We start from the raw sequence: 13,258 nt of genomic DNA, 5'->3' as shown, positions 1-13,258 counted from the left end.
GCCTGCGGGCTGGCTTTTTTTATATCAGATGATTTTTATTCGCATTTCCAGGATATTCTGTTTCGAACAAGACTGTTCGACATAAAGCAGGAGATGCGCAATGTTATCCCGGTTTGCAACGCTCAGCCGGATCCCGAAAGGAGTCTGGGTTGTGGGCGGCGTCAGTATGCTGATGGATATCTCTTCGGAGATCATTCATAGCCTGCTGCCGTTGTTTATGGTTACGACGCTGGGAGCCAGCGTGATTTTCATTGGTTTGATTGAAGGCCTGGCTGAGGCCACGGCGCTGTTTATCAAGGTGTTTTCCGGCGCCATCAGTGACTATCTGGGCAAGCGTAAAGGGCTGGCTGTTCTGGGCTACGGTCTTGGCGCGTTGAGTAAACCGCTGTTTGCTATTGCCTCTTCCTCCGGCATGATCCTTGGGGCTCGCTTAATCGACCGGGTGGGGAAGGGGATCCGGGGAGCGCCGCGCGATGCGCTGGTCGCTGACGTTACGCCGCCGGAACTCCGCGGCGCGGCCTTTGGTTTGCGTCAGTCGATGGACACCATTGGCGCATTTCTCGGGCCGTTGCTGGCCGTAGGCTTAATGCTGCTGTGGGACGATGATTTTCGTACCATTTTCTGGATCGCGGTGATCCCCGGCGTGCTCGCCGTGGCGCTGCTTTTCTTCGGCCTGCATGAGCCTAAAACCCCTGTCGAGCATAAACGAACGAACCCTATCAAAAAAGAGAACCTCAGGCGCCTCGGGAAAGGCTGCTGGTGGGTTATTGGTCTGGGGGCCATCTTCACGCTCGCACGTTTCAGTGAAGCATTTCTTGTGCTTCGCGCTCAGCAGTCGGGTGTGCCGCTGGCGCTGATCCCGCTGGTGATGGTGGCCATGAATCTGCTCTATTTCCTCTCTGCCTATCCGTTTGGCAAGTTATCTGACGGGATGTGCCACACCCGATTACTGCAGTTTGGGCTGGTGATGCTGATTGGAGCAGATGTTGTGTTGGCGCTGAGCACCCACTGGGCTGGAATGCTTCTGGGCGTTGCGCTTTGGGGAGTGCATATGGGGATGACGCAGGGGCTGCTGGCGGCAATGATTGCGAAAACTGCGCCTGCGGATTTGCGCGGTACCGCCTACGGCATTTTTAGTCTGGTCAGCGGCGTGGGATTGTTAGTCGCCAGCCTGGGGGCAGGAGCCATCTGGGAGACGTTTGGCGCAGAATATACGTTCTATGCCGGAGCGGTGATTTGTTTGGTTACGCTGGTGTACCTGCGCAAAACCCCGGACGAGGCGAAATAAAAAAACCAGCCATAAGAGGCTGGTTTTCAATGTGATTTTGGTCGGCACGAGAGGATTTGAACCTCCGACCCCCGACACCCCATGACGGTGCGCTACCAGGCTGCGCTACGTGCCGACGCATGAAAAGAATACTACTCGATTCCGTTTTGAATGCAAGGGAATCCGTCGCTAACTGGTTTATTATTAATCAGTTAGCGATGAAGCGCTTCTCATCCGTCAGAACCTGCAGCAGCAGGCTCAGCTGCGGCTTCTGGTCTTTCAGTCGTTCACCCTGCAGGTTATACGTCTGATAATTCCCGTTGTTGTTCAGCACCAGCGTCAGCTTCGGCGTAGTCACCACCAGCGTATTATTACCCGCAGCCGTGACCCAGTTATGGCGGCGCGCGGCGCTGAAGAGATCCTGGCCCTGCGAATACTCGTTTGCTGGCGTGCTGACGTGCAGCAGGCGTTGCATCAGGGTGGTCATCACATCTTTATGCTCGGTAAGCATATTGATGCGCTGCGCCGGGGTGCCCGGCCAGTGGATCACCAGCGGAACCTGCAGGTTCGGGCGTGACCAGCTCATACTCTTCGTCTCGTCACCTAACGGGACGCCATGGCCTGCGGTCACGATCACCACGGTGTTATCAAGCTTGCCGGACTCACGTAGCGCGTCAAGCACGCGACCAATCTGCGCATCAACATCACCCGCCGCGCGGCCGTAGCGGCGCGCAAAATCACTCTTATTGCTGTTTGCAAGCGTTGTGCCGTTAAAGGCAACCCATGAGAACCAGCGGTTATCTTCCTGGGCGTAGCGCTGCAGCCAGTTTATCCATTGGCTGGCGGTCTGCGCATCAGACTGATTTTGTGCCGTCGGCAGTGAGAAATCAGACAGCAGCGCCTGGCGGTAGAGCGGGCTGTTAAAGCCATCGGATGAGAACAACCCTAACTGATAGCCCTGCTGATTCAGCCCGGTGATCAGCGCCGCAGGTGTGCGGGTAGACAGTACGCCGTCCATATAGCCGGCTGAAATGCCATAGAAGAGGCCAAAGATGCCCGCGTCGGTTGTGTTACCGGAGCTCATATGCTGAGTAAACGAGACGTTTTGACTCGCGAAATTGGCCAGCGCAGGCATCTGCTTCTCGTAACGGGAATAGTTCAGTCCATCGACGGTGATAAGCAGGACGTTTTGGCCTCGTCCCATATCGCGGTAGCTCAGGTCGCTCAGAGGATACTGCACGCTGACGGCTTCCGGGTTACCCTGCTCGATAAGACGGCGCTGATATTCCTGCGCATCAAGCAGGCCATGTTTTTCGAGGAAGCGACGGGCCGTCATCGGATATGAGAGCGGCAGGTTCGCGCGCTGCATGGTAATAGGGCGATAGAAGTTCGCATCCGCCCAGATATACATGATGTGCGAACTGATAAAGGAGACGAAGAAGAGCGCGGCGACGGGCTTCGCGTAGTGGCGTCGCCGGGTCAGGCTACGCAGTTTTTGCCAGCTCCAGGTGGCAAACAGCATCTCAATCAACAGGATCACCGGGACGCTGATAAACATCAGTTGCCAGTCACGGGCCGTTTCGTTCTGGTCGGGGTTAATCACCAGTTCCCAGACGATGGGGTTGAGATGCAGGTGGAAGCGGGTGAACACTTCACTGTCGATAAGCAGCAGCGTCATCCCCACCGTCGCAAGGATGGCGGACAAGAATCGCATCAGACGCTGCGACATGACGATAAACGTCAGGGGGAACAGGATCAGCAGATAGGTGGCGAAAACCAAAAAGCTAAAGTGACCGACAACGCTTATCCAGGAGTAGATACGCCCGGTGAGCGTTGTTGGCCAGTCTGCGACAAACAGATAACGACAGCCAATGACCGTCGCCAGCAGAATGTTGAACAGGGCAAACCAGTGCCCCCAGCTGACCATCTGGGAGACTTTTTCACGGTAGCGCTGACGATTCGTCACCATAAACTGTTGTTCGTATCCCTTAATGGGCCGGGTCGTTGCTGACGGACGACTGTAAAGCCTGGGCGAAAGATTTTGCGATCGCCTGACGCTGAGCCGGAGCAACGCTGGTGTTAATCAGGTTGGTGACCATATTTCCCAAAACCATCAGGGAGAGATCGGTCGGCGTTTTATGTTTTTCCAGTACGTTGACCAGCTCACTGAGCAGTTGTTCAACGTGTTCATCACTGTAGCGGGAATGTTGTGGCATAAATCAAAATCAGTTTGTTGATGAAAGGGCAACATATTACCGTAGCAACAGCTTTTTTTCCCCTTTTTTATCTGTTGTTGCACACATGTCCTGGTGGTGGTTGAATACCGCCCGGTCTAAAAGGAGAGTTTATCATGAGTCTGGAAATCAACCAGATTGCCTTGCACCAGCTTATCAAGCGTGATGAGCAAACCCTTGAAGTGGTGCTGCGCGATTCGTTACTGGAACCCACTGCGACCGTTGTGGAGATGATGGCAGAGCTGCATCGCGTCTACAGCGCCAAAAATAAAGCCTATGGGCTGTTCAGCGAAGAGAGTGAACTGGCCGATAGCCTGCGCCTGCAGCGCCAGGGTGAAGAGGATTTTCTGGCCTTTAGCCGCGCCGCAACCGGGCGTCTGCGCGACGAGCTGGCGAAATATCCGTTCGCCGACGGCGGGATCGTGCTGTTCTGCCACTACCGCTATCTGGCGGTCGAGTATTTGCTGGTTACCGTACTGAATAACTTAAGCAGCATGCGCGTGAATGAGCAGCTGGACATCAGCTCGACGCATTATCTGGATATCAACCATGCGGATATCGTGGCGCGTATTGATTTGACCGAATGGGAAACCAACCCGGAGTCGACCCGCTACCTGACATTCCTGAAGGGGCGCGTGGGCCGCAAAGTGGCGGATTTCTTTATGGACTTCCTCGGTGCCAGTGAAGGGCTTAACGCCAAAGCGCAGAACAAAGGGCTGCTCCAGGCGGTTGACGATTTCACAGCAGAAGCGCAGCTCGATAAATCCGAGCGCCAGACGGTGCGCCAGCAGGTTTACAGCTACTGCAACGAACAGCTGCAGGCAGGGGAAGAGATTGAGCTGGAGTCGCTGTCAAAAGAGCTGGCAGGCGTCAGCGAAGTCAGCTTCCAGGAATTTACCGCAGAAAAGGGCTATGAGCTTGAAGAGAGCTTCCCGGCGGATCGCAGCACGCTGCGCCAGTTAACCAAGTTTGCCGGCAGCGGCGGCGGGTTAACCATCAACTTTGATGCGATGCTGCTGGGGGAACGTATCTTCTGGGATCCGGCCACCGATACGCTGACCATTAAGGGGACGCCGCCGAATCTGCGCGATCAGCTTCAGCGCCGCACCTCGGGCGGTAAATAGCAGGCACAAAAAACCCCGCAGAAGCGGGGTTTTTTTCGACAGGTTTGCGATTACGCGCGAACGAAGTCGATGTGAGTCAGTTTTGGCTTGAACGCGTGACGCTGAACAGCCTGAACTTTCACTTTTTCTTCTTTACCGCCAACAACGATGGTCAGAACTTCGCTGTAGAATTCAGCTTTGGTCTGCAGGTTCCACAGTTTGTCGTGATCCAGTTCGATTGCAACTGGAGCAGCTTCGCCACCGTAAACGATAGCCGGGAACTTGTTAGCGGTACGCAGGCGGCGGCTCGCACCCTTACCCTGCACGTTACGTACTTCTGCTTCGATAGTAAACATTGATTTCTCTCTGTATTTAAAACCCTACTACAGGCGACCCAGCAGCAGGTGAGTGTTCTGCCTCACGGATGTGAAGCGGGCGGCATTTTATACTCAAATGCCCTTCACATCAATGAAAAGTCCCGTTACCCGCGCAATTCGTTGGCGCGACGGAAGCGACCTTCGTAGTCAAAGAGTTTCTCGCGCACCTGCCAGAACTGGCCTTTCTTACGGGCGACCACAAAATCCGGATGGCGCAACAGCACCTGCTGGCGCACGATATCGGCCACGGTGATCCAGCGCAGGGGCACGCCCGGGGTGCGGGTGTGCGGGCGGATAAACAGCTGTTCGAAGGCCGTTCGCTGAGCAGGCGTCTGGACCCGGAAGCGCTCGCTGACGTCCGCCCCGTCTTCGTCGTAATAGGTGATTTTCAACCATTCGCCTTTTTCATCGGCGCCGGGCTGCAACGCCATGCCGGAACAGCGCAGTACCAGCGCATCTTTCAGCTTTAATGCTGCTTTCAGCATGTCGTCCGGGTCAACCAGCACCGTGTCACATTCCCGACAGCGGCGAGCGGCAATGTCGTTTTCGGCGTTGCACTGCGGGCAGTTTTTAAAGCGGAAACGAAAATCGCACTGCTCGCGATGCCCGTCATCATCTTCAAACCAGCCCTGACAGCGGCGGCCAAAATGTTCGATCAGCGTGCCGTCGGCGGTGGTTTTGCCCCAGAAGGTGTTGGCAAACCCGCAGGCAGGGCAAAAGACCTGCACGGGCACGTTGTCGCTTTTTCCTTTTGGCGAGCCGACCTCAGGCGTATAGAGATCGTGCGGGTTACCGGCATAATCCAGAATCAGGCAGTCGGTTTTCCCCGGGGCCAGACGCAGGCCGCGGCCAACAATTTGCTGATACAGACTCACCGATTCGGTCGGGCGTAAAATGGCGATCAGGTCGACGTGCGGGGCGTCAAAGCCGGTGGTCAATACCGACACGTTAACCAGATAGCGGAACCGCTGGGCCTTAAACGCGTCGATCAGGCTGTCGCGCTCCGGGCCGGGCGTCTCGCCGGTGATGAGCGCCGCGTCGCCGGAGGGCAGTAACCCGGTGATTTCCCGCGCGTGCTCAACGGTGGCGGCAAAGATCATCACCCCTTTGCGCGTCTGCGCAAACTCCTCTATCTGGCTGATGATGTGCGGCGTAATACGTTTCTGCTTTTTCAGCTCCTGATTAAGATCCGCTTCGCTGAATAACCCGTTGCTCTGCGCCTGCAGACGGCTGAAATCGTACTGCACCACCGGCATATCCAGCCGTTCAGGCGGCGTCAGGTAGCCATGTTTAATCATGTAGCGCAGCGGAAGCTCGTAAATGCAGTCGCTAAACAGGGCCTTGTCATCGCCGCGCACCATGCCGTGATAATGGTAGCGATAGATCCAGCCTTTCCCCAGGCGAAACGGGGTCGCCGTCAGGCCCAGCAGGCGCAGGTGAGGGTTCACCGCTTTCAGGTGTGACAGGATTTGCTGATACTGGCTGTCGTCGTCATCGCTGATGCGGTGACATTCGTCGACAATCAGCAGCGAAAATTCGCTGCGAAACAGATCCAGATTGCGGGCCACCGACTGCACGCTGCCAAACACCACTTTGCCGTGGCTCTCTTTACGCTTTAGCCCGGCGGCGAAAATGTCGGCTTCCAGCCCAAGTGCACAATACTTGGCATGGTTTTGCGCGACGAGCTCTTTAACGTGCGCCAGTACCAGCACGCGACCGCGGGCCAGACGCGCCAGCTCGGCAATGACCAGGCTTTTGCCTGCGCCGGTCGGGAGCACAATCACCGCCGGCTCGCGATGTTTACGGAACCAGGCGAGGGTGGCGTCAACGGCTTCCTGCTGATAGGGACGAAGTGTAAAAGTCATGGGGTCTCGGTTTCGTTATTCCGCACATAGTATGCCACGAAACTTTTTCCCTTGAGTGGCGCAACCAGACCATTATACTGAACCGTTCCAGACTGCTTCTTTTTTCGGACCTGTTGTCCGACTTCCTGCACCATTAAGGCTAAAAAGATTTCATGCGACTTGATAAGTTTATCGCTCAGCAACTCGGCGTAAGCCGCGCTATTGCCGGGCGCGAAATTCGCGCCAGCCGCGTTACCGTGGATGGCGACATTGTGAGAGACAGCGCGTTCAAACTGCAACCTGACCATCAGGTGGAGTATGACGGCAATCCGCTGACCCAGCAGCACGGTCCGCGCTACTTCATGCTCAATAAGCCGGAAGGCTACGTCTGCTCAACGGACGATCCGGATCACCCGACGGTGCTCTATTTCCTCGACGAACCGGTGGCGCACAAGCTGCATGCCGCAGGCCGCCTCGATATCGACACCACCGGTCTGGTGCTGATGACCGACGACGGGCAGTGGTCGCACCGCATCACCTCTCCACGACACCACTGCGAGAAAACCTACCTCGTGACGCTGGAGTCTCCGGTGTCGGATGACACGGCAGAGCACTTCGCGAAAGGCGTTCAGCTGCATAATGAAAAAGATCTGACCAAACCCGCCGTGCTTGAGGTGATCACGCCGACCGAAGTCCGTCTGACCATCAGCGAGGGGCGCTACCATCAGGTGAAACGTATGTTTGCCGCGGTGGGGAACCACGTTGTTGGCCTGCATCGTGAGCGGATTGGTGCGATCGAACTCGATCCCGAGCTGGCGCCAGGCGAATATCGCCCGTTAACGGAAGAAGAGATCGCCAGCGTCGGTCTGCCTTCGCACTAATTTCAGGAGAACTCTGTGACCACCAGGCCACACTCGTCGTTCAAAATCGTCTTCATTCTTGGCCTGCTGGCCATGCTGATGCCGCTGTCTATTGATATGTACCTGCCTGCGCTGCCGGTGATTTCTGCACAGTTTGGCGTCCCGGCGGGCAGCGCGCAGATGACGCTCAGCACCTATATTCTCGGCTTTGCCCTCGGCCAGCTGTTTTATGGCCCGATGGCGGACAGCCTTGGACGCAAGCCCGTCATTCTGGGCGGGACGCTGGTCTTTGCGGCCGCTGCGGTTGCCTGTGCGCTGGCGCAGACCATCGATCATCTGATTGTCATGCGCTTCTTCCACGGTCTGGCGGCGGCAGCGGCAAGCGTGGTGATTAACGCCCTGATGCGCGATATCTACCCGAAGGAAGAGTTCTCCCGCATGATGTCCTTCGTGATGCTGGTGACGACGATTGCGCCGCTGGTGGCACCCATGGCCGGTGGTGCGGTGCTGGTGTGGTTTAGCTGGCATGTGATTTTCTGGATCCTGGCCCTGGCCGCGCTGCTGGCCTCCGCGATGATTTTCTTCTTTATTGATGAAACGCTTCCCGTCGAGCGCCGGCAGAAATTCCACATCCGAACCACCATCGGCAACTTTGCCTCGCTGTTTCGCCACAAGCGCGTGCTCAGCTATATGCTGGCAAGCGGGTTCAGCTTCGCCGGGATGTTCTCCTTCCTGAGCGCCGGGCCGTTTGTCTACATCGAGCTGAACCACGTTTCCCCGCAGCACTTCGGCTATTACTTTGCCCTGAACATTGTCTTCCTGTTCATCATGACCATCATCAACAGCCGCTTTGTCCGGCGGGTGGGGGCGCTGAACATGTTCCGCGCCGGGCTGTGGATACAGTTTGTGATGGCGATCTGGCTGGTGGTGAGCGCGTTTCTGGGCGTGGGCTTCTGGGCGCTGGTGGTCGGCGTGGCGGCTTTTGTCGGCTGCGTGTCGATGGTGTCATCCAATGCGATGGCGGTGATCCTGGATGAGTTCCCGCACATGGCGGGGACCGCATCATCTCTGGCAGGGACGTTCCGCTTCGGCATCGGCGCTATCGTTGGCGCGTTGCTTTCGATGGCCACCTTTACGACGGCATGGCCCATGCTGTGGGCGATGGCTTTTTGCGCAACCAGCTCGATACTCTTCTATCTTTACGCCAGTCGACCGCGAAAAGCGGCCCACTAAAACACAGAGAAGGCCCGGCAGGGCCTTTTTTGTTGATGCATATCAACCAAACCCTCGTTCGTTTATTCCGTGTTTGTTTATTTTATGTAAAATCTATTTGTGTAAAAAGTCACATCATTGTATTCAAAAAGGTTGAGTTAGATCGCAGAAACGGGTACATATAGCGCCGACGCGAGCCTGGAAACGGATAAAAAAGCGCTGAATAGTGCAGGCTGGCGATGATGTGTTACTATAAATGTAAATAAATTGTGAAGTAAATTTTGCTTCCGGGGAACGAACGTGAATACATTACAACTCTCCATTGTCCATCGCTTGCCCCAGAGCTATCGCTGGTCGGCGGGTTTTGCAGGTTCGAAAGTTGAACCGATTCCGCAAAACGTCGCGGGCTCCGAAAATTGTCTGGTGGCACTCAAGCTGTTGAGCCCGAGCGACGAAAATGCATGGCGGGTGATGGAGCGTCTCAGTCAGGCCCTGACGGATATCGAAGTGGACAGCTCCGTCCTGGAGTGTGAAGGTGAGCCATGCCTGTTTGTGAAAAGCCAGGACGAGTTTGCCGCCACCTGCCGTCTGAAGAATTTTGGCGTTGCCATTGCTGAACCTTTCTCCGGCCAGTACCCGTTCTGACCGCTAGTCTGCCGACAACAGCTGGCGCGTGTAGCGCTGCGTTGGCGCGCTAAATACGCGCTGGCACTCACCCTGCTCGACCACTTCTCCCTGTCGCAACACTATCACCTGATGACATAGCGCCCGCACCACCTGTAGATCGTGGCTGATAAAGATATAGGCCAGCCGGTGCTTTTCCTGAAGCCCTTTCAGCAGGGCCAGGATCTGCGCCTGAACGGTTCTGTCCAGCGACGACGTCGGTTCATCCAGAATAATCAGCTCCGGTTTCAGGATCAGCGCGCGGGCAATGGCGATACGCTGGCGCTGCCCACCGGAAAATTCCGCAGGGTAGCGGTGGCGCGTCTCGGGATCTAGACCCACTTCAGCCATGACCCGCATGACCTCCTGCTCGCGCTGCTGCGCGCTCAGGCCGGGCTGATGCACGCGCAGACCCTCTTCGATAATCTGTAACACGCTGAGCCGCGGGTTAAGCGAGGAGTTAGGATCCTGAAACACCACCTGCATGCGGGGCCGCACGGGCAGCATCTGACGGCGGTTCCAGCGGTGCAGCGGCATATCGTCAAACAGGATCTCGCCCTGGGAGGCGATCAGGCGCAGCAGCGCCAGACCGGTGGTGCTTTTACCCGAGCCGGATTCGCCCACCAGCCCCAGGGATTCTCCCGGGCGCAGCGAGAAGCGGATGTTTTTCAGCACCGGGTTGCGATCGACAATGCGTCGCAGAATACCTTTACGGATCGGGAACGAGACGGACAGATCCTCAACGCGCAGCAGCGGCGTGCTGTCCGCATCGAGAGGAACCGGGTCGCCGGAGGGTTCGCTGTCGAGCAACCGCTGCGTATAGGGGTGCTGCGGTGCGCTCAGCAGCGTTGACGCGGTATTCTGTTCAACACAGCGTCCGTTTTGCATCACCGCGACGCTGTCGGCCAGCTTTCTCACAATGCTCAGGTTATGCGTAATAAACAGCAGGCTCATGTTCAGCTCGTCACGCAGTTCCCGCAGCAGCGTCAGTATTTGCGCCTGTACCGTTACGTCCAGCGCCGTTGTGGGCTCGTCGGCAATCAACAGTTCGGGGCGCGTGAGCAGGGCCATGGCGATCATCACGCGCTGGCGTTCGCCGCCGGAGAGCTGGTGCGGAAAATCATTCAGCCGTTTGGCCGCGTTGCGTATGCCTGTTCGCTCCAGACAGTCCAGAATTTCTCCGCGTGCGGCCTCTTTGCGCATCCCCCGGTGCAGGGAGAGCACTTCATAGAGCTGTTTCTCCAGGCTGTGCAGCGGGTTGAGGGAAACCATCGGCTCCTGGAAGATCATGGCGATTTTGTTGCCGCGAATGCCGCGCAGGGTCTGTTCATCGGCGTGCAGCAGCGAACGGCCGTGAAACAGAATATCCCCATGCGGATAGCTCACCGGCGGAGAAGGCAGCAGCCGCAGGATGGAGAGCGCCGAAACGCTCTTGCAAGAACCTGACTCGCCCACCAGGGCCAGCGTTTCCCCGGGCTGGATCTGCAGCGACAGGTCGGTGACCACGGTGCGCGTCTCGCCCTGCGTTGAAAAAGCAATCGACAGGTTATCAATACTCAGAAGAGGCTGGGTCATTTTATACCGCCTTGTTCGGATCGAAGGCATCGCGCACGGCTTCGCCAATGAAAATCAGCAGCGACAGCAGCACGGCCACGGAAAGAAAGGCGGCGATGCCTAACCACGGTGCCTGCAGGTTGTTTTTACCCTGCAGCAGCAGTTCGCCGAGCGACGGGGAACCCAGCGGTAGCCCGAAACCAAGAAAATCCAGCGAGGTGAGGGTGGTGATGGAGCTGCACAGAATAAACGGCAGGAAGGTGAGCGTTGCTACCACCGCGTTGGGCAGCATATGGCGGAAGATGATCCCGCGGTCGCTCACGCCAAGCGCCTGCGCGGCGCGAATATAGTCGAAATTGCGGGTGCGCAGAAACTCGGCCCTTACCACACCGACCAGCGCCATCCAGCCGAACAGGACGGTGATGCCTAATAGCCACCAGAAGTTGGGCTGTACGACGCTGGAAAGCAGGATGATCAGAAACAGCGTCGGCATGCCTGACCAGACTTCAATAATCCGCTGGCCCCACAGGTCAATTTTCCCGCCGTAGTAGCCCTGAACGGCACCCGCCACGACGCCCATGACGCTTGAGAAGATCGTCAGCATCAGCCCAAAGAGAAGCGAGATTCGCGTGCCGTACAGGATGCGGGCCAGCACGTCGCCGCCGTTCGCATCGGTTCCCAGCCAGTTTTGCGCGGAGGGCGGGGAAGGGAAGGGGGTCGTGGTGGCGAAGTTAATGCTGTTTGCGCCAAAGCGCACCGGTGCCCAGAGCGCCCAGCCGTGCCTGTCGATTTGATCGCGAAGCCACGGATCCTGATATTCAGCCGGGGTCGCAAACGGGCCGCCAAAGTCGCTTTCGGTGTAGCTGGCGATAACCGGCACATACCAGCGGTCGTTAAAATGCACCAGCAGCGGTTTGTCGTTGGCGATCAGTTCCGAACACATGCTTAAGGCAAACAGCACGGCAAAAATCCACAGCGACCAGTAGCCGCGGCGGTTGTGGCGAAAACGGGCCCAGCGGGCCTGATTGACGGGGCTTAAACGCGGCATCAGCGGCCCTCAAAATCGATTCGGGGATCGACCAGCGTATAGCTGATATCACTGATGATATTCAGCAGCAGGCCAATCAGGGTGAAAATATAGAGTGTGCCAAACATCACCGGATAATCGCGCGACACGGTAGCCTCATAGCCCAGCAGTCCCAGGCCGTTGAGCGAAAACATCACCTCTATCAGCAGCGAGCCGGTAAAAAACATGCCGATGAACGTGGCCGGAAATCCGGCGATCACCAGCAGCATGGCGTTGCGAAACACGTGTTTCCACATGATCTGCTTCTCGCTCACGCCCTTGGCGCGGGCCGTGACGACGTACTGTTTACGAATTTCATCGAGAAAGGCGTTTTTGGTCAACATGGTCAGGGCCGCAAACCCGCCGATGACCGTGGCCAGCACCGGGAGCGTGATATGCCAGAGGTAGTCGGTGATTTTCTGATACCACGGCAGGGAGCTGAAATCGGCGGAGACCAGCCCCCGCAGCGGGAAGAGGTCGAAATAGCTTCCCCCGGCAAAAAAGACGATCAGCAGGACGGCAAACAGAAACGCCGGGATGGCATAGCCGATGATAATGAACGTGCTGCTCCAGATATCGAACCGGCTGCCGTTGTACACCGCTTTGCGGATCCCGAGCGGAATAGAGACCAGATAGATAATCAGCGTTCCCCACAGCCCCAGCGTGATCGAAACCGGCAGGCTTTGCTTGATCAGCGTCAGCACTGACGCACTGCGAAACAGGCTATCGCCAAAATCGAAGCGGATGTAATCCCAGAGCATTTTGAAATAGCGCTCGTGAATCGGTTTGTCAAAGCCGTAGCGGTGGGTGATCTCGGCGATCACTTCCGGATCCAGCCCGCGTCCGCCGCGGTAGTGGCTTTCACTGATATTCCCTACGCCGGTTCGCGCATGGCTGGCGCCCATCCCTTCACCGCCGCTGCCGGGCATGCCGCCGCTGTTACCAAATTCAATGGCGGCAATGGCCTGATCGACCGGCCCACCGGGGGCGATTTGCACGATAAAAAAGTTAATCGTGATGATGGCCCACAGGGTGGGGATGACCAGCAGCAGACGGCGGAGAAGATAGGCACCCATGA

General features: G+C 57.0%; 12 protein-coding genes and 1 tRNA gene. 5 read left to right on the top strand and 8 right to left on the bottom strand.

The annotated features are described in order from the left end of the window. The first annotated feature begins 100 nt into the window (after positions 1 to 100). Complete coding sequence (locus tag GXP72_RS15715) at positions 101 to 1,288, top strand: MFS transporter (RefSeq protein ID WP_208763101.1); 1,188 nt, start codon at positions 101 to 103, stop codon at positions 1,286 to 1,288. Positions 1,289 to 1,326: 38 nt separating this feature from the next. Here GXP72_RS15715 and GXP72_RS15710 read toward each other — a convergent pair. The 3 genes from GXP72_RS15710 to GXP72_RS15700 all read right to left on the bottom strand — a co-directional run bounded on the left by GXP72_RS15710 (position 1,327) and on the right by GXP72_RS15700 (position 3,483). Beyond that, positions 1,327 to 1,403 (bottom strand) — tRNA-Pro (locus tag GXP72_RS15710). 72 nt (positions 1,404 to 1,475) lie between these two features. Continuing rightward, positions 1,476 to 3,236 (bottom strand): LPS biosynthesis-modulating metalloenzyme YejM, encoded by a 1,761-nt coding sequence (gene yejM / locus GXP72_RS15705; RefSeq protein ID WP_208763100.1) that lies wholly within the window; start codon positions 3,234 to 3,236, stop codon positions 1,476 to 1,478. A 19-nt stretch (positions 3,237 to 3,255) separates the two neighbouring features. Then, a complete protein-coding gene (locus GXP72_RS15700; RefSeq protein WP_008500958.1) occupies positions 3,256 to 3,483 on the bottom strand; it encodes a YejL family protein in 228 nt (75 codons plus the stop codon). 134 nt (positions 3,484 to 3,617) lie between these two features. On the opposite strand from GXP72_RS15700, the gene yejK reads away from it, so the two are divergent. After that, positions 3,618 to 4,625 carry a nucleoid-associated protein YejK gene (gene yejK, locus GXP72_RS15695; protein WP_008500957.1) on the top strand — a complete coding sequence of 336 codons (1,008 nt, stop codon included), beginning with the start codon at positions 3,618 to 3,620 and terminating at the stop codon, positions 4,623 to 4,625. A 50-nt stretch (positions 4,626 to 4,675) separates the two neighbouring features. Here yejK and rplY read toward each other — a convergent pair whose 3' ends face one another. Together rplY and GXP72_RS15685 are read right to left on the bottom strand one after the other, a co-directional pair. Beyond that, a complete protein-coding gene (rplY, locus tag GXP72_RS15690; RefSeq protein WP_008500956.1) occupies positions 4,676 to 4,960 on the bottom strand; it encodes a 50S ribosomal protein L25 in 285 nt (94 codons plus the stop codon). A 125-nt stretch (positions 4,961 to 5,085) separates the two neighbouring features. Beyond that, entirely contained in the window at positions 5,086 to 6,846 is a 1,761-nt protein-coding gene (locus tag GXP72_RS15685; RefSeq protein ID WP_208763099.1) for a DEAD/DEAH box helicase, read from the bottom strand. A 152-nt stretch (positions 6,847 to 6,998) separates the two neighbouring features. Here GXP72_RS15685 and rsuA point away from each other — a divergent pair, with 152 nt between their 5' ends. The 3 genes from rsuA to GXP72_RS15670 all read left to right on the top strand — a co-directional run bounded on the left by rsuA (position 6,999) and on the right by GXP72_RS15670 (position 9,542). Next, positions 6,999 to 7,706, top strand: a complete 708-nt coding sequence (gene rsuA, locus GXP72_RS15680; protein ID WP_208763098.1) for a 16S rRNA pseudouridine(516) synthase RsuA — start codon at positions 6,999 to 7,001, stop codon at positions 7,704 to 7,706. A 15-nt stretch (positions 7,707 to 7,721) separates the two neighbouring features. Continuing rightward, positions 7,722 to 8,918 carry a Bcr/CflA family multidrug efflux MFS transporter gene (locus GXP72_RS15675; protein WP_045402783.1) on the top strand — a complete coding sequence of 399 codons (1,197 nt, stop codon included), beginning with the start codon at positions 7,722 to 7,724 and terminating at the stop codon, positions 8,916 to 8,918. A gap of 279 nt (positions 8,919 to 9,197) precedes the next feature. Further along, positions 9,198 to 9,542 (top strand): YejG family protein, encoded by a 345-nt coding sequence (locus GXP72_RS15670; RefSeq protein ID WP_024908185.1) that lies wholly within the window; start codon positions 9,198 to 9,200, stop codon positions 9,540 to 9,542. Positions 9,543 to 9,545: 3 nt separating this feature from the next. Here GXP72_RS15670 and yejF read toward each other — a convergent pair whose 3' ends face one another. The 3 genes from yejF to GXP72_RS15655 are packed head-to-tail and all read right to left on the bottom strand — an operon-like array spanning position 9,546 to position 13,256. Then, positions 9,546 to 11,135, bottom strand: coding sequence for a microcin C ABC transporter ATP-binding protein YejF (gene yejF / locus GXP72_RS15665; RefSeq protein WP_208763097.1), 1,590 nt, complete (start codon positions 11,133 to 11,135; stop codon positions 9,546 to 9,548). A gap of 1 nt (position 11,136) precedes the next feature. Further along, positions 11,137 to 12,162, bottom strand: a complete 1,026-nt coding sequence (locus GXP72_RS15660) for an ABC transporter permease (protein WP_024908183.1) — start codon at positions 12,160 to 12,162, stop codon at positions 11,137 to 11,139. After that, entirely contained in the window at positions 12,162 to 13,256 is a 1,095-nt protein-coding gene (locus GXP72_RS15655) for a microcin C ABC transporter permease YejB (RefSeq protein ID WP_208763096.1), read from the bottom strand. The genes GXP72_RS15660 and GXP72_RS15655 overlap by 1 nt, the downstream gene beginning before the upstream one ends. Between the last annotated feature and the right edge of the window lie 2 nt (positions 13,257 to 13,258).

Origin of the sequence: Enterobacter sp. SES19 (genome assembly GCF_011765665.1) — a bacterium.
Classification (GTDB): Bacteria; Pseudomonadota; Gammaproteobacteria; order Enterobacterales; family Enterobacteriaceae; genus Enterobacter; species Enterobacter pseudoroggenkampii.
Note: the sequence above shows the minus strand (reverse complement) of the source record. Positions and strands in the feature narration are given on the sequence as shown.

Bases quoted from the DNA above. Each gene is read 5' to 3' on its own strand.
- GXP72_RS15700 (WP_008500958.1), bottom strand. From the start codon at position 3,483: ATGCCACAACATTCCCGCTACAGTGATGAACACGTTGAACAACTGCTC.
- rplY (WP_008500956.1), bottom strand. From the start codon at position 4,960: ATGTTTACTATCGAAGCAGAAGTACGTAACGTGCAGGGTAAGGGTGCG.
- GXP72_RS15715 (WP_208763101.1), top strand. From the start codon at position 101: ATGTTATCCCGGTTTGCAACGCTCAGCCGGATCCCGAAAGGAGTCTGG.
- GXP72_RS15685 (WP_208763099.1), bottom strand. From the start codon at position 6,846: ATGACTTTTACACTTCGTCCCTATCAGCAGGAAGCCGTTGACGCCACC.
- GXP72_RS15655 (WP_208763096.1), bottom strand. From the start codon at position 13,256: ATGGGTGCCTATCTTCTCCGCCGTCTGCTGCTGGTCATCCCCACCCTG.
- yejF (WP_208763097.1), bottom strand. From the start codon at position 11,135: ATGACCCAGCCTCTTCTGAGTATTGATAACCTGTCGATTGCTTTTTCA.
- yejM (WP_208763100.1), bottom strand. From the start codon at position 3,236: ATGGTGACGAATCGTCAGCGCTACCGTGAAAAAGTCTCCCAGATGGTC.
- yejK (WP_008500957.1), top strand. From the start codon at position 3,618: ATGAGTCTGGAAATCAACCAGATTGCCTTGCACCAGCTTATCAAGCGT.
- rsuA (WP_208763098.1), top strand. From the start codon at position 6,999: ATGCGACTTGATAAGTTTATCGCTCAGCAACTCGGCGTAAGCCGCGCT.
- GXP72_RS15660 (WP_024908183.1), bottom strand. From the start codon at position 12,162: ATGCCGCGTTTAAGCCCCGTCAATCAGGCCCGCTGGGCCCGTTTTCGC.